General features: G+C 64.8%; 16 protein-coding genes. 8 read left to right on the forward strand and 8 right to left on the reverse strand.

Annotated features, from left to right (window positions below):
• Window positions 1-783 carry an ABC transporter ATP-binding protein gene (locus IVB46_RS06160; protein WP_063982229.1) on the forward strand — a complete coding sequence of 261 codons (783 nt, stop codon included), beginning with the start codon at window positions 1-3 and terminating at the stop codon, window positions 781-783.
• A gap of 16 nt (window positions 784-799) precedes the next feature.
• Window positions 800-1,681, forward strand: a complete 882-nt coding sequence (locus IVB46_RS06165) for an MlaD family protein (protein WP_166090184.1) — start codon at window positions 800-802, stop codon at window positions 1,679-1,681.
• A gap of 179 nt (window positions 1,682-1,860) precedes the next feature.
• Here the strand turns inward: IVB46_RS06165 and IVB46_RS06170 are convergent, their stop codons facing one another.
• The gene (locus IVB46_RS06170; RefSeq protein WP_247342322.1) at window positions 1,861-7,569 is read right to left on the reverse strand and encodes a negative regulator of septation ring formation; all 5,709 of its coding nucleotides are present in this window, start codon (window positions 7,567-7,569) and stop codon (window positions 1,861-1,863) included.
• A 395-nt stretch (window positions 7,570-7,964) separates the two neighbouring features.
• Here IVB46_RS06170 and IVB46_RS06175 point away from each other — a divergent pair, with 395 nt between their 5' ends.
• Both IVB46_RS06175 and IVB46_RS06180 read left to right on the forward strand, forming a co-directional pair.
• Complete coding sequence (locus IVB46_RS06175; RefSeq protein WP_247309157.1) at window positions 7,965-8,339, forward strand: Hpt domain-containing protein; 375 nt, start codon at window positions 7,965-7,967, stop codon at window positions 8,337-8,339.
• Window positions 8,340-8,505: 166 nt separating this feature from the next.
• Window positions 8,506-8,826, forward strand: a complete 321-nt coding sequence (locus IVB46_RS06180) for a 2Fe-2S iron-sulfur cluster-binding protein (protein ID WP_014493954.1) — start codon at window positions 8,506-8,508, stop codon at window positions 8,824-8,826.
• Window positions 8,827-8,841: 15 nt separating this feature from the next.
• On the opposite strand, the gene IVB46_RS06185 is transcribed toward IVB46_RS06180, so the two are convergent.
• Complete coding sequence (locus IVB46_RS06185) at window positions 8,842-9,309, reverse strand: thioesterase family protein (RefSeq protein WP_247309159.1); 468 nt, start codon at window positions 9,307-9,309, stop codon at window positions 8,842-8,844.
• A 181-nt stretch (window positions 9,310-9,490) separates the two neighbouring features.
• Between IVB46_RS06185 and IVB46_RS06190 the strand changes: the two genes are divergently transcribed.
• Together IVB46_RS06190 and IVB46_RS06195 are read left to right on the forward strand one after the other, a co-directional pair.
• The gene (locus IVB46_RS06190) at window positions 9,491-10,519 is read left to right on the forward strand and encodes an NAD(P)/FAD-dependent oxidoreductase (protein WP_247309161.1); all 1,029 of its coding nucleotides are present in this window, start codon (window positions 9,491-9,493) and stop codon (window positions 10,517-10,519) included.
• A 107-nt stretch (window positions 10,520-10,626) separates the two neighbouring features.
• Window positions 10,627-11,238 (forward strand): DUF2147 domain-containing protein, encoded by a 612-nt coding sequence (locus tag IVB46_RS06195; RefSeq protein WP_028148559.1) that lies wholly within the window; start codon window positions 10,627-10,629, stop codon window positions 11,236-11,238.
• A 115-nt stretch (window positions 11,239-11,353) separates the two neighbouring features.
• Here the strand turns inward: IVB46_RS06195 and IVB46_RS06200 are convergent, their stop codons facing one another.
• Window positions 11,354-12,454, reverse strand: coding sequence for a hypothetical protein (locus IVB46_RS06200; protein ID WP_247309163.1), 1,101 nt, complete (start codon window positions 12,452-12,454; stop codon window positions 11,354-11,356).
• A gap of 399 nt (window positions 12,455-12,853) precedes the next feature.
• Between IVB46_RS06200 and IVB46_RS06205 the strand changes: the two genes are divergently transcribed.
• Window positions 12,854-13,210, forward strand: coding sequence for a hypothetical protein (locus IVB46_RS06205; protein ID WP_175618040.1), 357 nt, complete (start codon window positions 12,854-12,856; stop codon window positions 13,208-13,210).
• Window positions 13,211-13,320: 110 nt separating this feature from the next.
• Here IVB46_RS06205 and IVB46_RS06210 read toward each other — a convergent pair whose 3' ends face one another.
• Together IVB46_RS06210 and IVB46_RS06215 are read right to left on the reverse strand one after the other, a co-directional pair.
• Window positions 13,321-15,585, reverse strand: a complete 2,265-nt coding sequence (locus tag IVB46_RS06210; RefSeq protein ID WP_247309165.1) for a TonB-dependent siderophore receptor — start codon at window positions 15,583-15,585, stop codon at window positions 13,321-13,323.
• Between the two features lie 267 nt (window positions 15,586-15,852).
• Window positions 15,853-16,269 (reverse strand): helix-turn-helix domain-containing protein, encoded by a 417-nt coding sequence (locus tag IVB46_RS06215; RefSeq protein WP_208087729.1) that lies wholly within the window; start codon window positions 16,267-16,269, stop codon window positions 15,853-15,855.
• Between the two features lie 159 nt (window positions 16,270-16,428).
• Between IVB46_RS06215 and IVB46_RS06220 the strand changes: the two genes are divergently transcribed.
• The gene (locus IVB46_RS06220; RefSeq protein WP_247342325.1) at window positions 16,429-17,622 is read left to right on the forward strand and encodes a major royal jelly family protein; all 1,194 of its coding nucleotides are present in this window, start codon (window positions 16,429-16,431) and stop codon (window positions 17,620-17,622) included.
• A 48-nt stretch (window positions 17,623-17,670) separates the two neighbouring features.
• Here IVB46_RS06220 and IVB46_RS06225 read toward each other — a convergent pair whose 3' ends face one another.
• From IVB46_RS06225 to IVB46_RS06235, 3 genes are all read right to left on the reverse strand, one after another.
• The gene (locus IVB46_RS06225) at window positions 17,671-17,940 is read right to left on the reverse strand and encodes a hypothetical protein (RefSeq protein WP_247309171.1); all 270 of its coding nucleotides are present in this window, start codon (window positions 17,938-17,940) and stop codon (window positions 17,671-17,673) included.
• A 192-nt stretch (window positions 17,941-18,132) separates the two neighbouring features.
• Entirely contained in the window at window positions 18,133-19,497 is a 1,365-nt protein-coding gene (locus IVB46_RS06230) for a HAMP domain-containing sensor histidine kinase (protein WP_247309173.1), read from the reverse strand.
• Window positions 19,494-20,174, reverse strand: a complete 681-nt coding sequence (locus tag IVB46_RS06235) for a response regulator transcription factor (protein ID WP_071912145.1) — start codon at window positions 20,172-20,174, stop codon at window positions 19,494-19,496. Before IVB46_RS06235 ends, IVB46_RS06230 begins: the two co-directional genes overlap by 4 nt.
• Window positions 20,175-20,269: the final 95 nt, after the last annotated feature.

Consider the following 20,269-nt stretch of genomic DNA (forward strand, 5'->3'; position numbering starts at 1 on the left):
ATGGCGCAAGAAACTCAAAACGCGATTCAAGATCCGATCATCCGCGTTCGCGACATCACCGTGCAGTTCGGCGCGACGCGCGTGCTCGACGGCCTCAACCTCGACGTCAAGCGCGGCGAAATCCTCGGCTTCGTCGGCCCATCCGGTGCCGGCAAGTCGGTGCTGACGCGCACCATCATCGGCCTCGTGCCGAAGGTCGCGGGCTCCATCGAGGTGTTCGGCGTCGACCTCGATTCCTCCAGCACCTCGCAGCGCCGCAGCGTCGAGCGCCGCTGGGGCGTGCTGTTTCAGCAGGGCGCGTTGTTCTCCTCGTTGACCGTGCGGCAGAACATCCAGTTTCCGATGCGCGAATATCTCCGGGTCTCGCAGCGGCTGATGGACGAGATCACACTGGCCAAGCTCACCATGGTCGGGCTCAAGCCGGAAGTCGCGGATCGCTTTCCCTCGGAACTGTCGGGCGGCATGATCAAGCGCGTGGCGCTGGCGCGCGCGCTGTCGCTCGATCCGGATCTCGTGTTCCTCGACGAGCCGACCTCGGGCCTCGATCCGATCGGCGCCGGCGATTTCGACGAGCTGGTCAGGACGCTCCAGCGTACTTTGGGCCTGACCGTTTTCATGGTAACGCACGACCTCGACAGCCTTTACACAGCCTGCGACCGCATCGCCGTTTTAGGGAACGGTAAGATCATTGCGGCAGGGTCGATCGCCGACATGCAGGCCTCGCAGCATCCCTGGCTGAGACAATATTTCCACGGCAAGCGCGCCCGTGCGGTGATGGGCTGAGGTGCCGGAGTAGCTGATGGAAACGCGGGCCAATTACGTACTGATCGGATCGTTCACGCTGGCGGTGATCGCCGCGGCGATCGGCTTCGTGCTGTGGTTCCAGTCGCTGCACACCACCAAGCAGCGCAGCCCCCTGCGCGTCGTGTTCGAGGGCCCGGCGGCGGGCCTGCGCAACGGCGGCAGCGTCAACTTTAACGGTATCCGGGTAGGTGAGGTGGTCTCAGTGAAGCTCGACAACCCGCGGCGGGTTGTCGCACTCGCCATGGTCGAGAACAACACCCCGCTCCGCAAGGACACCCTGGTCGGCCTCGAATTCCAGGGCCTGACCGGCGTCGCCGCGATCTCGCTCAAGGGCGGCGAGGAGGCGGCGCCTCCGCCGCCGCTCGATGAGGACGGCATCCCGTCGCTGACGGCCGATCCCAACAAGCTCCAGGACGTCACCGAGGCGATCCGCGGCACGCTCCAGAACATCAACAAGATCGTCGCGGACAACCAGGAGTCGGTGAAGAACTCGCTGAAGAACCTCGAGACCTTCACCAACTCGCTCGCGCGCAACTCCGAGAAGATCGACGGCGTGATGGCCAAGGTCGACGGCGTCATGCACAAGGCCGACAGCCTCATGTTCGGCCTCAACACGCTCGCCGGCGGCAAGGACGGCGGCGAGCTGTTCCAGGCGGTGAAGTCGATCCGCGAGCTGGCCGAGGATTTCGACAAGCGCTCCGGCGCATTGATGACCGACGGCCGCCGCACGCTCGGCGACATCAGCCGCGCCGTGAACAATTTCGATCGCAACCCGACCCGCGTGCTGTTCGGCGCCAGCAACAGCGCGCCAGCGGCCGCGCCGCCGCCGGCCGAACCGCCGAGGCCGGCGCCCGCCGCGAGCGGCAGGCGGCAGTAGGCGTTTAGTACACGGACGTCACCTCGTCATTGCGAGCGTAGCGAAGCAATCCAGATCGTCTCCGCGGAAGCAGTCTGGATTGCTTCGTCGCAAGGACTCCTCGCAATGACGGGCTCAAATAAAAACGGAGGCCGTGAGGCCTCCGTTCTCATTCGCTATTCGTTGTCGCTACGGGCTGATCACCCGAGCCGACCCGCGGCGTGTGCGAGCAGGGTGTAGACCAGACCCGTCTCCGAGGTCAGGTGGCTGCGCAACTCCTGCGGACCACGGCCGTCGCGGGCGACTTCGTCGAGCAGACGCTCGAACTCGGCGACGTAGCGGTCGACCGTGCCCTTGAAGTTGCGGTCGGCGCGGTACTTGCGGGCGACCTCGTCAAAGGCCTTCTGGCCGGCGGGCGTGTAGAGGCGCTTGGTGAAGGCCTTGTTCTCGCCGCGCTGGTAGCGGTCCCACATCTCGGCGGCGAGGTTGCGGTCCATCAGGCGGCCGATGTCGAGCGACAGCGACTCCAGCGGATTGCTGCCACCCTGCGGAGCCTGCGGCTGCGGCGCGGGTGCCGCGCGGCCACGTGGGGCCTCACGTCCGGTCGGAGCACCCTGGTTGGCGTCCGTGCGGTTCAGGAGGTCCGACAGCCAGCCGTCGCGGCCCTGGTCGTTGCCCGCGGGCGCGACCGGCGGCGCTTCGGTGCGGCGCGAGGAGGCGGGCATGCCGAGGTCCGGCGGCGGCAGCGTCGAGGCGCTGCCGGTGTCGCGGCCGCGCGTCTCGGTGTTGCGCGTGCCGACGGCTGCCAGCAACGGCTCTTCCTGGCGCTGCGCGCTGGCGCGGCCCGTCGTGGAGACGTCGAGGCCACGGCCATGCTGGGCCACGATGCGGTTGAGCTCGGCGAGGGCCTCGATCTGGTCGACGATCACCTTGCGCATCTGCGCAGTGCTCTCGGCGGCCTCCTGCGGCATCTCGAGCACGCCGCGGCGCAGCTCGTTGCGGGTGGCTTCGAGCTCGTTGTGCATCTCGAACGCCATCTGCTTCATGCTGGAGACGAGGTTGGTGAACTTCTCGGTCGACTGCTTGAACATCGTATCCGCCTCGTCCGTGGTCTGGCGGTAGATGTCGTGCATGGCCTCGATGGTCTGGCGGTGCTCCTCCTCGGACGCCACGCGCACCGCCTCGAACTGGCGGGTGATCGCGGCGGAACCTGCGCCGGCGGTCTCCGCGACGACGCGGGCGATGTCGCGGGCACGCTCTTCGGCGGCTGCCAGCGATTCATCGAGCAGGCCGGTGAAGCGCGACAGACGCTGGTCGAGATCGGCCGTGCGCAGGTCGATGGTCGTGACGAGCGATTCCAGCGCCTGCTTGCGTTCGGCGAGGGAAGCGGTGGTGTTCTTGTTGCTCACCTCGACGACCTGCGCGGCCTCGACCAGCGCCTTGCCGTGCGCGTCGAACTGGGTCGACAGCTCGCCGAGGTCCTGCAGCGCCCGCGTGGTCTTCGTATTGAAGACGTTGAGCTGGTCTTCCAGGTTCTGCGTCGCAGCGCCGTTGCGCGAGGTGACGTCGTTCATCGCCGAGACGAAGTCGGCGACGCGCGTCACCAGCGCCCGCTCGAGCGAGTTGAGGTTGTCGTGCGCACCGGTCAGCACCTCCTGGAGCAGGATGTTGCCTTCGCGCAGACGCTCGAACAGGGCCACCGTGTCGGTACGCAGGATCTTGCTGGTCTCCTGCATCTCGGTGACGGCCGCAATCGAGACCTGGCGCGACTGGTCGATCGCCGAGCGGGAGGCCTGCTCGAGGTCCTTGAGCGACTTGCCGACCGCGCCCGTGGCCATCTCGCTCGCCGCGTTGATGGTGCGGGCGACTTCGGAGCCGTTGCCCATCATCGTCTGCGAGAACGCATGACCGCGTGTCTCGATCGACTTCAACGCATCCGAGTTGACGCGGTCGATGTCGAGCGTGAGCTGGCTGGTCTTCGAGCCGATCGCATCGACCAGCGCGCCGCGCTTGGAGTCGATCATGTTCGACAGACGGTCGGCCTGCTGCTGCACGTAGGTGACGATCTCGTCGGTCTTGCCGGTCATGGCCTGGCCGAAGCTGCTGCTGGCGGCGAGCACCGAACGCTCGACGTCGGCCGAGCTCGACTTGACGCGCGAGCTTGCCTCGTTGGAGGCGTTGATCAGCGCGTTCTGGGCGTTGAGCGCGCTGGTCTGGATGTCGTTGGTGGCGTTGGTCGTCGCCGTGCTCAATACGCGCTCGATCTCGGTCGAGATCGTGCGGATCTGGCTTGCGGCATCCGCCGACGTCGACGTCAGCGAGGTCTGCGCCTCACGCGCGCTGTTGAGGATGGTCGAGGCGGTGTCGGCGCCGACCGAGGTCAGCGTGCGCTCGATGTCCGTGGTCAGCGACTTGATCTGGCTTGCCGCGTCCGTCGAGGCGGTGATCAGCGTGCCCTGGGCCTCGCGCACGCCGCTGGTGAGCGCCTCGATGGTGGCGCCGCCGGCGGTCGCCAGCGCGCGCTGCATCTCGGCCGCCAGCGAACGGACCTGGCTGGTCTGTTCGGCCGAGACGGAGAGCAGGGTGCTCTGGGCGTCGCGGGCGCTGGTCGTGATCGTCTCGGCGGTCGACTGGCCGACCTGCGAGAGCGACCGATGCACTTCGACCGCGAGCGACTTGACCTGGGTCGCCGCATCCGAGGACGCGTTGACGAGCGTGGTCTGGGCTTCGCGGGCGCCGGTCATGATGGTCTCGGCCGTCGAGGTGCCGGCCATCGAGAGCGAGCGCTGCACGTCCGAGGACAGCGCCTTGATCTGGTTGGCGGTCTCGGTCGAGGCCGCGATCAGCGCGCTCTGCGCATCGCGGGCGCCGGCGGTGATCGATTCCGCCGTGGTGGCGCCGGCCAGCGACAGCGAACGCTGCACGTCGGCGGTGAGGGTCTTGACGTGGTTGGCCGCGTCCGAAGACGCCGTGACGAGCGTGGTCTGCACCTCGCGGGCGCCGGCCAGGATCGAGGCCGCGGTGGCAGAACCGGCCGCCGACAGCGTGCGTTCGACGTCGACCGCGAGCCCCTTGATCTGGTTGGAGGCATCGCCCGAGGCCGCGACCAGGGTCGACTGCGCCTCGCGGGCGCTGCTCAGGATCGAGTTCGCAGCACCGGTGCCGACCGCGGTCAGCGCGCGCTCGACCTCGGTGGAGGTCATCTTGAGCTGGGCGTTGACGTCGGAGGAGACCGTCATCAGCGACTGCTGGGCGGTGCGCGCACCGGTCTGGATCGTTTCGCTGGTGTTGACGACGAGGTTGGTGAGCGAGCGTTCGGCGTCCTCGACATGCGAGCGGATCGCGGTCGAGATCATCTCGGCGCGGGACATCATGTCCTCGCTGGCCTGACGGCCGCTGCTCTCGATGCGGCCGGCGACGGCTTCGACACGCGAGCCGAGCAGGTCCTCGAACTGCGCTACGCGCACGTCGATGTCGTTGGCGACCGAGCCGACCTTGGTCTCGATAGCCTGGTGGATGTCCTGGAAGCGCGCCGTGACCGTGTCGGTCAGGTGCGTGCTGCGGCCGTCGATCATCTCGGCGACGCCGGTGATGCGGCGGTCGACCGCCTCGATCGCCTGCGCGGTGCCGTCCGTGAGCGTCGAGGTCAGGAGGGTGAGGCGCGTGTCGATCGACTGCACGGCCTGCGAGGCGCCATTCGTCACCGCAGTCGTCAGGTAGGTGAGGCGCGTGTCGATGGATTCGAGCGCCTGCGAGGCGCCGCCCGAGAGCGTCGTCGTGAGGTGCGTCAGCCGCGTATCGATCGACTGGATGGTCTGCGATGCGCTATCGGTGAGCGAGGTCGCGAGATAGTTGAGGCGCGTATCGATCGTCTCGATGGCCTGCGATGCGCCGTCAGTGAGTGACGTCGTGAGGTGGGTGAGGCGGGAGTCGATCGACTGGATCGCCTGCGCGGCACCGTCGGTCAGCGACGAGGCGAGGGTGTTGAGGCGTCCGTCGATGGTTTCGGTCACCGACTTGGCGCGGGTGTCGAACGACTGTTCGAGCGCGGCGACGCGGCCGACGAGCTGGTCGTCGAAGGTCTTGATGTGGCCTTCGATCGTGCCGTCGAGGCTGACGATCTTGTCGTTCAGCGAGGCGTCGAGGTTGGTGACACGTTCGCCGACCGTGGTCTCGAACTGCACCAGGCGCTGGTCGAGCACGGCCGTGATCGCCCCGCCGTTCGAGGTGAAGCGGGTATCGAAATTGTCGACATAGGTCTTCAGGCTCTCGGCGATGTCCTGGGTGCGCTGGCCCATGCGATCGACGATATCACCGCCGAACGTCTTCACGGTGCGGTCGAACTCGGAGATGTGGCGGGTGATCAGCGCGCCGAGCGTGCCGGAGTCGCGGGCGAACCTCTCGACCAGCTCGGTGCCCTGGTTCTTCACCAGCTCGTCGAACGCGCTCATCTGCAGCGACAGCGAGTCGTGCGCGGTCTCGGTCTGGCTGACCACCTTGGCGACGAGCGTGTTGACGGTGGCGTCGAGCGCCTCGCTCGCCTTGTCGCCGGAGGTCATGATGTGGCCGGCGAGCCGGTTGCCGGCATCGTCGATCTTGGCGGAGAGGTCGTTGGAGCGTAGCTCGAGCTCGAGCAGCAGCGAGTCCGACGAATTCTTCAGGCTGTCGTGCACCTGCTCGGTGCGCTCGGAGATGCCATCGACGATCGCGGCGGAGCGCTGCTCGAACTCGCCGGTGATGCGGTCGATACGCTCGTTCAGCATCTCGTGGACGCGGTCGGCGAGGTCGACGAACTCGTCGTGGACGTGGCCGGTCTTGAAGTTGAGGCTGGTGGTCAGCCGCTCGCTGGCGTCGAGCACGGCGCGCGTGGTCTCGTTGCTGGCCTCCTCGAGGCGGTCGAGCAGGTCGCCGCCGCGCTCGCCGAGCGCGAGGATCATGTTGTCGCCGGCGTTGCTCAGTGCGCCCGTGATGTGGGCGCCGCGCTCTTCCAGCGCGCCGGTGATGCTCTTGGCGACCTCGTCGACGCGCGAGGCGATCGCGTCCGAGATCAGCGCGATGTCGTGGCGCAGATCGATCTGCACGCCGGAGATGGCGCTGCGGACCTGCTCGGCCTGGCCGACCAGATTGTCGCGCTGGTGCGCGATGTCCTGGAGCAGCGAGCGGATGCGCACTTCGTTGTCGGAATAGGCGCGCTCGAGCGCCGCAACCTCGTTGGCGACCAGCGTCTCGAGCTCGCCGGCGCGCGCGATGGCGCGCTCGATGCCGTCGCCCATCGCCGCGACCTCGCGGCGGATGGCCTGGCCGACGGTGACCATGGAATCGGACGCCGAGCCCTCGGGCTCGGAGAAGCGGATCGCGACCTGCGCCATCGCCTGCGCGATCATGCGCATTTCCTGGCCGCGCCAGACCAGGCTCGCCAGGAAGTAGAACAGCATGATCGGCGCGAAGAACATCGCGATCAGGCCGGCGATGACGAGCACGCCGCCGCTCTGGCCCATGGCAGCCTGGATCGAGGGCAGGAAGCCGACGGTGAGCGCGGCGCAGGCTGCGAGCCAGACGCCGGCGAAGATGGTGGCGAAGGTGTAGACGCTGCGGGCAGGGCGGCCCTTCTGAAGCGCCTGGAGCAACTGGCCGATGGTCTCGCGGTCGTCGTTGGCGGCACGGCGCGAGCTGCGCGGCTCCTCGATCGTATCGAACACGGTGGTGCGCTCGTTGGCGGCAGGACGCGGCTCGAAGGTCGGCTCGTCGAAGATCGGGGGAGCCGGCGGCCCCACCGGAGACGACGTTTCGTTGCGCATCGAGGCGTTGCGGCTGGTGTCCGCGGCCGTGTCGCTGATGTTCAGGGCTTCCTGGATCGCAGAAAGCGCAACTTCTGTCGGGTCTTTGACCTTTTTCGGAGTGTTCGCCATGTTCAGTCCGAGCCCTCGTTACTTGTACGCGTCCCCCCGCGAGCCCAGCGCGCTACGCAAGCCCACAGACCGGATCATGCCGCTTACGCGGATTCCCAGCCGTCCCCACCCGGACGGCTTGTCCGCCAATTTCCGCAACATCCTATTGGCAGAGCGTCGCGAATGAAATGCCCGGGATTAAGACAATCTTAATCATCGTTAACAGGATAGCGCCGTAACGCCTTAGCAATAAATGGAATTCTCCACCGGACTCGCCGGATTGCGGCAACTTTTCGTCAATAAACAGGCGGATTTGCGTAAAACGGCCCAAACACTTCGTTAACCATTTCCATGCTTCGGTGGGGGGAACTTGACCGCCGGATCGGCGGACATCGCGCGATGCCGGGGCCTGCGCCATGACGCCTGAACTGCAACGGATGGACTGGATGCCTTCGCCCCCGCTTGCACCCATCGACAGCCCGCTCGACCTCGATCACCTCGCGCGCATGACGCTCGGGGACACTGAGCTGGAACAGGAAGTGCTCGCGATGTTCGCCGAGCAGGCGGTCCGCCTGGTCGCGGCGATGGCAGCACTGCCGGCCGAGGCCGGCGCACTCGCCCACAAGCTCAAGGGCTCCGCGCGCGGAATCGGCGCCTTTGCGGTGGCTGATGCCGCAGCCAGCCTGGAGACCGCGGTCCGGACCGGCCATGGCCAGCCCCACGCCTTCGCCGCGTTGAAAGAGGCGGTGACCGAGGCTCGCGCCGCCATCGAGGCGATCCTGAAGCCCTAGGGCGACAAGGCGAGAAACCGCGCTCTAGTCTTTTGTTTTGACGCGTTTTCTTCCCGCGAAGCGGGATTCACGTCGCTTCAAAACCCTATGGCGCCGGGCGGATCGACCCGTTATAGGACAGCCCGGACCCTCCTTCATTCGCAACATCGCGGCAGCACGAGCACACATGGCCAAGATTAACTTTGTCGACCACAAGGGCGAAACCCGTACGGTGGAAGTCGAGAACGGCGCGACCGTGATGGAAGCCGCCATCCGCAACAGCATTCCCGGCATCGAGGCCGAATGCGGCGGTGCCTGTGCCTGCGCAACCTGTCACGTCTATGTCGACGAAGCCTGGCGCGAGAAGGTCGGCAGCCCGACGCCGATGGAAGAGGATATGCTCGATTTCGGTTTCGACGTGCGCCCGAACTCGCGGCTGTCCTGCCAGATCAAGGTCTCCGACGAACTCGACGGGCTCGTCGTGGCGACGCCGGAACGGCAGGCCTGATCGTCCCTCACTATACTAGACGCTCGGCGGCGCGACCTCGATACCGCGCTTGTGCCAGGGTCTGAGCTTCTCGATGATTTCAGCGGTGAGTGGTGCGGGCCGCCGCGTCGCCTCGTCGAGCATGACGCCGACCGACATCGCCGAGGCGATGCACTTTCCTTCCGAAAACACCACCTGTTCGAAGGTCACCGACGTCCGTCCCAGCTTGACCACGCCGAGGCCGAGCTCGATCTTGTTCGGCCAGTGCAGCTCGGCACGGAAATGGATGTCGAGCCGCACCATGATCCAGGCGAGGCCCGGCGGCGTCAGCCCGTATTCCGGGCTCTTCATCAGCGTGACACGGCCGGTCTCGAAATAAGTGGCGTAGACTGCGTTGTTGACGTGCTGGTTCGGATCGAGATCGCCGAAGCGGACATTGTCGCCGAGACGATAGGGATAGTCCTCCAGGCGCGGCGTCGTATCGAGGCGGCTTGGTGCGTTCACCGATTGATCTCCGTCATGTCGCATCCCGTTACAGCCCAGTTATCCTGACCCGGCAAGTGGGTGCGGCTGCGGGGTGCTCCCGCTTTTATGCCTTCCCTGATCCATCCCCGTTGGCTAGACAGGCAGGGTCACTTCTGCCCCCGGGCGGCGTCCAACCGATAACGATCGATAAAGAGACGACATGAGCGACGTGATCAAAACCGATGTGCTGATTATTGGCGCCGGCCCCTGTGGTCTGTTCGCCGCCTTCGAGCTTGGCCTTCTCGACATGAAGGCGCATTTCATCGACATCCTCGACAAGATCGGCGGCCAGTGCGCCGAGCTCTATCCGGAAAAGCCGATCTACGACATTCCCGGCATTCCGCACGTTTCGGGGCAGGGCCTCACCGACGCGCTGATGGAGCAGATCAAGCCGTTCCATCCGACCTTCCATCTCGGCGAGATGGTGGAGACGGTGGAGAAGATCGGCGATCCCTTGTTTCGCTGCACCACCGACGCGGGCAAGGTGTTCGAATGCAAGGTGGTGGTGATCGCGGCCGGCGGCGGCTCGTTCCAGCCCAAGCGCCCGCCGGTGCCGGGCATCGAGGCCTATGAAGGCACTTCGGTGCACTACGCCGTGCGCAAGATGGAGACGTTCCGCGACAAGAGCGTTCTGATCGTCGGCGGCGGCGATTCCGCGCTCGACTGGACGCTCAATCTGCATCCGCTCGCCAAGCGCATCACGCTGCTGCACCGACGCGACGATTTTCGCGCCGCGCCCCACAGCGTCGAGCAGATGCGCGCGCTGGTGGCCGACGGAAAGATGGATCTGCGGCTCGGGCAGGTCACTGCGCTGTCCGGCGCCGAGGGCAAGCTGACCGGCGCCACCGTCAAGGGCAACGACAACAGCGTGAGCGAAATTTCCTGCGATACCATGCTGCCGTTCTTCGGGCTGACCATGAAGCTCGGTCCGGTTGCGAACTGGGGTATCGCGCTCGAGAACAATCTGGTGCCGGTCGAGACGTCCGCGTTCGAGACCAACGTATCAGGCATCTTCGCCATCGGCGACATCAACACCTACCCCGGCAAGATCAAGCTGATCCTGTGCGGCTTCCACGAGGGCGCGCTGATGTCGCAAAAAGCCCATCGCTACGTCTATCCGGAGAAGCGGCTCGTGTTCCAATACACGACCTCGTCCTCCAGTCTGCAAAAGAAGCTCGGTGTCAACTGACGGCACCGGGTTCGGCAGGCAATGCCCCATGTTTCTGGTGCTGGAACCGTTCGCGAAATCGCCGTAGTCTGCGGCCATTGCAGTGGCGGCTTAGCAAGGTGATCATAATGCGGACTCTCTTTTCCAGCTTTCGGCTGCTCTCGCTCCTCGCGCTCGCTGTTGCGCTGACGCTTGGCGCGGTTGGGCCGGTAGCCGCACAGGCGCAGCAGCCAACCGCCGCGGGTCTTTGGCAGAAGATCGAGGACGGCAAGACGGTGGGATGGTTTCTCTTCGTCGACCACAACGGCATCTTCGAAGGCGTGATCGCAAAAACCTTTCCGCGCCCCGGCGACGACCCGAACGAGGTCTGTGCGAAATGCACCGATGATCGCAAGAACGCGCCGGTGCTCGGGCTCTCCTTCATCCGCGACATGAAGCGCGACGGCTTGAAGTATGATGGCGGCAACGTGGTCAATCCGCGCGACGGCAACATCTGGAAGGCCAAGATGTCGGTCAGCGCGGACGGGCAGACGCTGACCATGCGCGGCTTCCTCGGCATCTCCCTGTTCGGCAAGGACGAGACCTGGACGCGTCTTCCCGACGCCTACATCGCCCAGGTCGATCCTGCCATCGTCGCCAAATATCTTCCGGCACAGGCGACCGCCGCGACGACGAAGCCGGCGCCTGCGCCCGCAGCGAAGAAGGGCGGCGCGATGATGGCGCCCGCGCCGAAGCAGTAGGGCTCCTCCGTATCCTCGCGCTGTCTCTGGAATACTGGATCGCCCGATCAAGTCGGGCGATGACAGTTGAGTGCGTGGCCCGGGCGTGCCTCAGCAACGACGGTCTCGACGACCGTCAATACGTCCGTGCCTTCTTGCAGGGCGCGTAGAACGTGCCGTTGCCGGCGACGACCCGCTCGAGGCATTGCCGGGGATCGGTGATCTCGCCGTCGACCTGGAAATAATAGGCCTGCGATCCCAGGCTCAGGACGTAATGTCCCGGCGCAAGCTCGAGCCCTGAATCGCCGGTGTGAAGCTCGTACATCTCGGGCTTCCCCGGGATCGGCGACACCCGGAACGGATAGGCGAAGTTTCGGATCACCCCGACATCTTCTCCGCCGCCCAGATTTTTGCCTGCGGCGTCGGTCGAAAACTCCCTGGCGATCTTCGCGACGACCCGAACCTCGACGCGCTCCGGGATCACGTTCGCGGCGTCCCGCCGAAACACGATGAATTTGACGCGGCCGTTCGGCAGATGCGGGCGATCAGGCTTCTTGAACTCCGGTGAAATCGCGATGCGCATGTCCGGCGCCATCACGCCGGTCGCATTCAATTCCGCCAGCGATTTGTCGTCGATCAATGCGTAGATGCCGTAGTCGGTTGGCAATACGCGCGTCGGGGGAGGCGGGGCAGGGGTGACCATCTCCGGTTTGGCGACCGTGATCGTCGTCTCCGGCTTGGGCGATACCTGCGCGATCTCCGGGGCCTGGGACGAAATCTGCCGGCGCAGCGCGGCGATGTTGTCTCGCTGCGAGACGATCAGGATGACTGCGCCAACGGCAAGCAGGATGGCCGCCGTACGCTTGATCACCGGTAGAAGCGGGCCCGAGATCGCAGGCAGCTTGCTGCGGGATATCTCGATCCTCGATCGCAAGACGGTCGCGTCGCCGGACACCAGGAGACCGCCTGTCTCGGTCGCCTTTGACGACGTGAGCTGTTGTGACGGCAGGCGCTCCAGCGGCGCCTGGTCGCGCGAGAATTTTTCGACCTCCTCGATCGCGACCTCGAGCGCCCGCTTCATCTGGTCGATGTTCCTGGCGTCGGCGTAGGTGAACTGCTCCTGGAGCTTGTAGCGGGCGAGGTCGTAGACCATCTGCCGCCTGGCATCCGCGTCGTCCTTCACCGTCTCGAGCATGCGCGAAATCACGAGTGCAAACTGCACTTCGCTTGCGGGCAAGTCGGTCGGATCCTGCTGGCCAGGAAGCAACTCTCTCGAACTCATAGCGCTGACGGTCCAATGCCAGTCACGCCAACACCTGATTTCTCTAATTGAAACAGTTGATTAAACGATGCGGCCCGCGTCCGCGGCCGTTTCGTACACGTCCTCGCGGAACAAGGAAAGCCTCCAAAACGGCTGCGGCAAATTGCCGGCGCATTGGACATGCAGCACGTGCGCGCCGGCCGGGGCAAAACCGTGCGGCCGTAGTTCTCCGGAATGCGCGCTGGCGCCGGATTTGCATAGCTGTCGCAAAGCCGCTGGGGAGCGAGTCGCCGTCTCCACGCCTGCCGCCACCGTGCGGAAGGCGGACGGCGGTGTCTGTCCCTCGCGGCGCTGATTGCGATCCGCGGAGACGATATGCGACTTGCCAGACTATGTGCGGCGGCGCTGCTGGGGCCGATGGCGCTGCTTGCGACCTCGGCGCTGGCGCGCGACGACGGCCGCTATGCCAACTCGCCGCTAAAACCCTGGTTCGAGAGCCTGCACAGCAAATACGGGCAATGCTGCTCGGATGCCGACGGCTACGTCATAGCCGACGTCGACTGGGAATCCGATAGCGGCCACTACCGCGTGCGCATCGACGACGAATGGGTCGTCGTGCCCGACGGCGCGGTGATCACCGAGCCGAACAAGATCGGTCGAACCATGGTGTGGAAGCACTATGTCGACGGCCATCCCCGCGTGCGCTGCTTCATGCCCGGCAGCATGACCTAGCGGTCGTGGCTAAAGCGCGATGAGATTGGGATGAATCGTCATCGCGCTTTAGATTATTGTTTGAGCATGATCTTTGCGGAAAACCGCTACACACTTTTCCGGATCATGCTCTAGAATTTGTACGTCACGCTGCCGAGCAGCGTGCGGCCGATACCGAGAAAGCAGTCGCCGCCGATCCGGCAGGTGGTGAGGTGACGCTTGTCGAAGAGGTTGCTGGCATTGACCTGAAGTCGCCAGGGGCCGTTGTCATAGCGGACCATGGCGTCGAACAAAGTGTAGTCCGGCGTGCGGATGGTGTCGGTGCCGTCCCAGGATTGGCCGATGTAACGCACGCCGCCGCCAACGGTGACGCCCGGCAGGCCAAACCAGGCGAGGCGATATTTCGTCCATAGCGAGGCCTGGTGATCCGGTACGGTCTCGACATGCTTGCCGGCATTGTCGCCGCTCTCCACGCGGGCATCAATATAGGTGTAGGCGGCGATCAGGTCGAGATCCGGAGTCAGACTCGTGAGCACCTCGAGCTCGGCGCCACGGATACGGACCTTGCCGGTCTGAATCGAGAGCAGGGGATTGTCAGGATCGCTTGCCAGCCGGTTCTTCTCGGTGATGTCGTAGATCGCGCCGTTGATCGCATTGCGCGGTGTCGGATTGTACTTGAAGCCGAGCTCGACCATTTCGCCACGCTGAGGCGCGCATACGGTGGCACAGATTCCAGCGCCGAAGATCGGGTTGAACGATTGCGCGTAGGTGACGTAGGGCGTGACGCCGAACGGCAGTTCGTACATCAGCGCGGCACGGCCGGTTGTCGCCTGATAGTTCTCGACCGGAGATCCCTGCGTGTCACTCGTGACGTAGTCGTGGCGCAGGCCGAGGACCGCGAGCCACGGTCCGAGCCGCAACTGGTCCTGAGCGTAGAGGCCGAACTGGCTCTGACGGAGGTTCGGTTCGGGTGACATCGCCGGGGCGGTCACGCCGTTGTAGACCGGCGTGTAGAGATCGAAAGGTGTCGGGTCAGTAGCGAAGCCGGATTGCGCGCGCTCCCTGGCCTCGCGGTAGTCGGCCCCGAGCAACACCTTGTGTGCGACCGCCCCGGTCTGCAATTTCAGCTCGGCATTGCTGTCCGAGGTCAGGCTATCCTTGACCGTCTCGCGGCTCCATACGCTGCGTGCCACGGTGCGCCTGCTGGAATCGAGAAACGGATAGTTCGGATCGCTCGGATCGACAAAATTCAGATCCGGCCACATCGACCGATAAATACCTTCGACATGGGCGTAACGCAGATTCTGCCGGATCTTCAGGCCATCGCTGAAACTGTGCTCGAACAGGCTGCTGATCGCGCCGGTCTCGGTCTGGTATTTGTCAAAGCCAGGCTCGCTGGCAAAACGCTGCACCGGAATGAAGCCGTTGGGGCCGGGATAGAGCGTGCCCTCATGCGGCAGAAACGCCGTGGAGGACCCCGTGGTGTCCTTCTGATAGGTGCCGAGCACGGTCCAACTGGTGTTGTTGGTCGGCCGCCAGGTCAGCGACGGTGCGAGCACGATGCGGTCGTCCTTGACGTAGTCGGTCTGCATGTTGCTGTCGCGAAACACGCCGATGAAGCGATAGAGCCACTCGCCGTCCTTGGTCAGCTTACCCGTCGAGTCGAGCTGCACCTGCTTGCGGTTGAAGCTACCGTATTGGACGCCGATCTCATTGGCGGATTCGGCCTGGGGGCGCTTCGAGACCAGGTTCAACAGGCCTGCGGTCGAGGTGTCGCCGTAAAGCACCGAGGAGGGACCGCGCAGCACCTCGATGCGCTCCAGCGTATATGGCTCCGGCCGCCACTCATTGAAGTTCCAGGTGTTCACCACACGGGTGCCGTCGAGATAGATGTTCGGGTCCTGGCCGCGGATGCGCGGATAGTCGCCGCGCGAGTCCGCGCCGTAGGCGTCCGCGAACACGCCCGGCACGTAGCGCAGCGCATCCTGCACTGTGGTCGCGCCCTGGTCGATGATGCGGTCGGCGGTGACCACGGTGATCGACTGCGGCGTCTCGCGCAGCGGCGTATCGGTCTTCGTGCCGGTGCCGCTGCGGGTCGCGACGTAGCCGCGGACGGGGCCTGTCGCGGTCTCTGCGCCCGTGCTCGCGCCGGCCGCCTGTGTATCGACGTTCGACGATGCGCGCTCGGCCTGACGACGGCGGCTTGCCGCCTGTGCGGCCTGACGGGAGGGAGACGGACGTGTGCGCGCTGCCGGCCGCGACGATTGCTCGACCACGACGGCGGGCAATTCCTGCGACGATGATTGCGCCTCGGCCGGCACCGCATCCATCAGGCCTGCCAACAGCGGCAGCGCGCCGCCGATCAATCCTGCCGTCGTTCTGAGATATGTAGTCATTCGCGACCCCATCATTTGCGGGGCGGACGACTAACAAGCGCAGTCGATGGCTTGAAGTGCGGGAGGGGCGCAATGGTCCCTCAATCATCAGATTTGGAATTAGTATTTATATAAGTAGAGCGCGCGCCGCTTGATGGCGGCGCGCGGATGGCCTCATGTGAGGATGGAGAATCGTGTCTCGTCGCGGCGTAGGCCGACGCCGTCTTGATCGACGTGTGCGATTTACTTGCAGTCGCTGCAAGGCATCGTGGATACGCAGGAGCCCGCCTACGCGCGGCCTGCCGGCAGGCTCCGTCTGACCCGCGGCGAGAGCGAAACGGCGCCGTCGACCGCGCCGGCACGGGCCGCTTCCGTCGCGAGATACTGATTGCCCCATGTCCAGAGCATGCGAACGACCGGTTCGAGCGAGCGCCCAAGCGCCGTCAGGGAATACTCGACCCGCGGCGGGACCTCCGCATAGATCTCGCGGTGAATGAGGCCGTCCGCCTCGAGTTCGCGGAGCTGGCGCGTCAGCATGCGCTGCGTGATCCGGGACAGGCGCCGCTTGAGCTCGTTGAAGCGAATCGTATCGTCGAGCAGGTGATAGAGAATCACGCCCTTCCACTTGCCGTCGATCAGATCGAGGGTGGCCTCCACGGGGCATCCCACGGCACAATCATACGTCTTGCTGCCGAGCTTCTGCATGGTTCACTCCGTGATACTAGAGGACTGGCCTGTGCGTAATTGTCAGTCCCCAAATTAGCGCGCATCGTGGCTCTCGCAAAGATCGATATTGGCGAGGCGGTGATGAACGAGCGACCGCTTCGGCTCGCATTGGGTCTCTGCATTGAAATCCTGTGGCGGTTGCCGGCGCGGGCCGGGCGCATGCGCGCCGGAATAACCGTTGAAAACAAAGCGAGGGACCGGTGCGAAGGCGTGAGGAGAGGAATTCGACTTGTCATTTTTCTGTCGGCGGCAATCGTCACGGGCGCAGCCTGTGCGGAGAGCGGAGGCGGCAACGCGGAAATCTTCGCGAAGCTCCCTCAGTCGGTCGGCAACATTGCGTTTACGCCGGACAATCAGCTGATCTTCAGTCACCATCCATTCTTCAGTCCCGACGTTCGTGTGGCGCGGCTGACATCGCCGACGACGTTCGAGCCGTTTCCAAATGCGGAATGGAATACGCCACGAAAGGGCACCGATCAGTACCTGGATAACGTCCTGGGTCTTCGTTCCGACGAAAGCGGTGTCGTGTGGATCATCGACATGGGATTCCGGACGCAGATCACGCCGAAGCTGGTCGGCTGGAACACGCGCGCGAACAGGCTGGAGCGCATCTACTACATGCCGGAGCCCGTGACCGTGAAAGGCTCGCAGCCGCAGGACATCGTGATCGACCAGAAGAACCGGAAATTCTACATCGCCGACGAAAACATCGGGCCCGGTGGCGATGGCTCTCACGCTGCGATCATCGTCATCGACATGGATACGGGTGCCGCCCGGCGCGTGCTGGATGGCGATCGATCCACCGTCCCGGAAAATGTGCCGATCACCGTGGATGGCAATGATCTGACGGTGCCTGGCAAGGACGGCAAGCCTTCGCTCATCAAGGTCGGCTGCGACGGCATCACGATGGATGCCAGGTCCGAATGGGTCTATTTCGCGCCACTCAGCGGCCGGTCGCTGTACCGCATCAAGGCCACCGACCTCGGCAATGAGAAGCTGCCCGCCGAAGAGCTGAGCGCGCGGGTGGAACGCTACTCGGACAAGCCGAACAATGGCGGCCTGTCGATCGACTATGCGGGCAACATCTACCTGACTGCGGTCGAGACCAAATCGATTGGAATCATAGGAGCCGACCGGAAGTTTCGCACTTACCTGAGCGATCCGGACATGGTGTGGCCGGACGGGATTACTGCCTCTCCCGACGGGTACATGTACGTGTCCGCGTCTCAGGTCTCCGCAGCCGCCATGTTCCATGGCGGCAAGGCGGAAAACAAGACGCCGTATCTGATCTATCGGTTCAAGCCGATCGCTGCAGGCTATATCTCACGCTGACGGCGGGAGCTACGACCCCGGCAAGGGCAGCCGGGGTCAAAAACTGTCTCAGCGTTCTGCGCTCGTGGCGTTGGCGCTCGCCAGCCGCTTGACGCGCGGCGACAGCACCGACATCTGCGCGGGCGAGGCGGGCATGCCGGCGACGATCATCGCGGGCGCAATCGACTGCTCCTCGACCCCGGCGCCGCCGAGAACCTGCACTTGTGTCGTCGAAATCGGAAACGACTTCACTTCGTAAGAGGGAAGCTCGCCGGCAAATGCGTCGGCCGAGCTCACAATCATGGCGCCGGCAACGGCAATCATCGAAAGAACGCGCATTGGAAAATCTCCGTGGAAGATGGCAATCGGAGGTTTGGTCGCGGCGATACCGTGCCAGGTTCGCTTGCGTGCGAACATTCGACCGCCGCCGGCGGATCTATTTGATTGCATGATGCGACAGGCGTGAAACGCGGAAGAAGTTTTCCGCGCCAATGTTTCCGGACGGTTTCGCGGAAGGCTCGAAACGACTTGTCAGCCCGTTTGCAGATCGAGGTGCGGCGATCTGGTCGTCGCGGTGGCCTCGGAAAAGCGCAAGCTCATCGTCGTGCCGCGGCCCGGCGCGGAGGAGATGACCAACTCGCCGCCGTGCGCGGCCATGATCTCGCGGACGATCGACAGGCCGAGGCCGGCGCCGTCGCCCGCGCTGTTGCCGGTCTGAAATGGCTCGAGCAGCCTGTGCTCCGCACCGTCGGGCAGGCCCGCGCCGTCATCGTCGATCGAGATGTCGCCGCGGCTAACCGTCGCAACGATGCGCCGCGCACCATGGGCGTGGATGAGTGCGTTGCCGACGAGATTGGCAAGCGCACTGCGTACCGCGGCGTCGACGCCCTGCACCAGGAACGGACCTTCTTCGGCGTGCTCCAGCGCAAGCTCTATGTCGGCGTCCAGCGCCGAGGGGCTGAAATCGGCCAGCACGTCCAGCGTGATCTCGGCAAGATCGATCGGTCGCTTCTCGATCGCGTGATTTTGCAATCGCGCGAGGTCAAGCATGGCGGAGACCAGCGACGTCAAGCGGCGGACGTCGCGCACCAATTCCACCCTCAGCGCCGGCTCGGGCACGTCCTCGATTTTCGCGCGCAGCAGCGTGAGCGGCGTGCGCAGCTGATGGGCGGCGTTGCCGAGAAAGCGGCGTTGCATCCTGATGTAGGCGTCGATCTCGCCGAAGGCGCGGTTCAGCGCCGCGACCAGCGGCTTCAGCTCGGTGGGGACTTCGGACAGGGATATCAGGCCCTGCGGGGCCGATGGGTCGATCGCGAGCGCGCGACGCGCCACCCGTTCGATGCCGCGCGAGACGAAACGTGCGGCCAGCATTGAGCCGATGGCGACCGTCGCCGCAAAGGCCAGCGCCAGCGTGATGATCGCGAAAATGCTGCGGACAAGGAAGTTCCTTGCAATCCGGCCGAAGCGAACCTTGGGTTCGCCGACCATCATCGTAAGCTGCAACGGGCCCCGTTGCACGACGGCGAGACAAAAGGTGTTCTTCTGGTCGAGTGTGCTGAAGACGGACGAGCCGATCGGCCCGTGATAGGGAAACGCGAAGGGGAGGGTGGGCCGGCGTTCGCTCCCGTATTCGCTGACCAGATCGCCCGCGGACAAGACGTACCAGAGGTTCGGGCTGTCCGCTTTAAGCTCCTCGAGGGCGGGAGTCGGGCGTACCGTCAGGTTTTGCCCCTCGATCACCGTGGCGCGATCGAGAACGGCGACCACAATGCGGCAAGCCCTGAACTCGCGTTCCTCCATCGGGTAACGCCAGATGAAGACACCGAGCATGATCAGGAAGATCGTCGTCGCGGCGATGCCAAGCGACAGCGCAAACGTTCGGGCAATCGACGTCATCGCGGTGTTGCCAGCCGCAGGATGTAGCCGATGCCCCGCATGCTGCGGATCTCGACATCGCCGCCGAGCTCGGTCAGTTTCTTCCGCAAGCGCGAGACCTGCGCTTCGAGCGTGTTGGATTCGATCTCGTCGTCGAAGCCGTAGATCTCCTCGATCAGGGCGGCGCGGGTGATGACGCGGTCGCGGCGCATCAGGAGCGCTCCGAGGATCAGCGCCTCGCGCCGGCGCAGCAGGATTTTCGTGTCGGCGACCACCGCCTCGTTGCTGCCGAGATGCAGCTCGACATTGCCGAGCGACAGCACCGAGGGCGCGAGCTGCCGGGGGCGCCGCAACACAGCGCGCACCCGCGCAATGAGCTCCTGCGGCTCGAACGGCTTGCCGAGATAGTCGTCGGCGCCGCCATTGAGACCGTCGACGACATCCTCCTTGGCGTCCTTGGAGGTCAGCATGATGATCGCGGGACGGTCCGCCGATCGGCTCAGCGCCGTCACCACCTGGAGCGCATCTCCATCGGGCAGCATCCGGTCGATGATCGCGAGATCATATTTGAAATTGTCCAGCGCCTGACGGGCATCGGCAATCGAGCCGACGACGTCGACAATGCCGTGCAATTGTCCGAGCAGGCGGCTGACATAGGCGCCGATCTGCGGTTCGTCTTCGATTACGAGGGAGCGCACGGGACGTCCTTGACTCTGCTGGGGCAACAAGACCCTGAGCGTGACGCTCCCTGGCCGAAGTCTGGCGTTCCGGCTCGTGCGCAGGGTTCCCATTA

Origin of the sequence: Bradyrhizobium sp. 61, assembly GCF_023073075.1 — a bacterium.
Taxonomy (GTDB): Bacteria; Pseudomonadota; Alphaproteobacteria; order Rhizobiales; family Xanthobacteraceae; genus Bradyrhizobium; species Bradyrhizobium barranii.